The sequence below is a fragment of the Vibrio sp. 10N.222.48.A3 genome, from assembly GCF_041475345.1.
Lineage (GTDB): Bacteria > Pseudomonadota > Gammaproteobacteria > Enterobacterales > Vibrionaceae > Vibrio > Vibrio tasmaniensis_A.
The window spans coordinates 1-583 of sequence record NZ_JBFRVX010000870.1; the positions used below are offsets into that span (position 1 = coordinate 1).

Sequence of the window (583 nt, forward strand, 5' to 3'; positions counted from 1 at the left end):
AGTTGCTCGTGTAGAAATGCTGATTCCTGCACTGCTGTTCTGTATCCTTGCTTCTGGTTTCTTCAACCCGAAAGCAAACCTTGCCGGTAACCACGGCCCAATGATTCCTCTTATTGGTACCATCGCTCTCGCTGGTGCTCACCCTCTTGCATTGGCTATCCTTATCGGTGTCTTCGGTCTAATCCTAAGTTTCCTAAAAGGCGGCTCCAAGCTGGTTAACCTGACTTCGGAAGGTACCGCTGGTGGCTTGCTCATTTTCTTAGGCCTAACAGGCACCATGAGCCAAATTAACTCAATTCAAGCATGGGCGGTTGGTCTTCAATCTTCTACTGTTGAAGCGGGTAGCATGGGTTACGTTGGTTTAATCGTTCTTGCTATTACTATTGCTATCTATGCTTTCTTAGCAAAAGTGAACAAGCGTTGGTTAGCTATCCCAGTTTGTGCATTCACAGGCCTTGCTATTGCATTAGCATTGGGCGCTGGTTTCGATATCGTATTCGAAACTGAAATGGGTATCCCAAACCTAAACCCAGTTTACTGGTGGGGTTCGACTTCTGAAGGTTGGATGCTTGGCTTGCCAAAC

At 46.8% G+C, this 583-nt stretch carries 1 protein-coding gene; it reads left to right on the plus strand.

The annotated features are described in order from the left end of the window. A partial coding sequence (locus tag AB4653_RS21095; RefSeq protein ID WP_372105254.1) for a DUF3360 family protein occupies positions 1-583 on the plus strand: 583 nt, incomplete at both ends.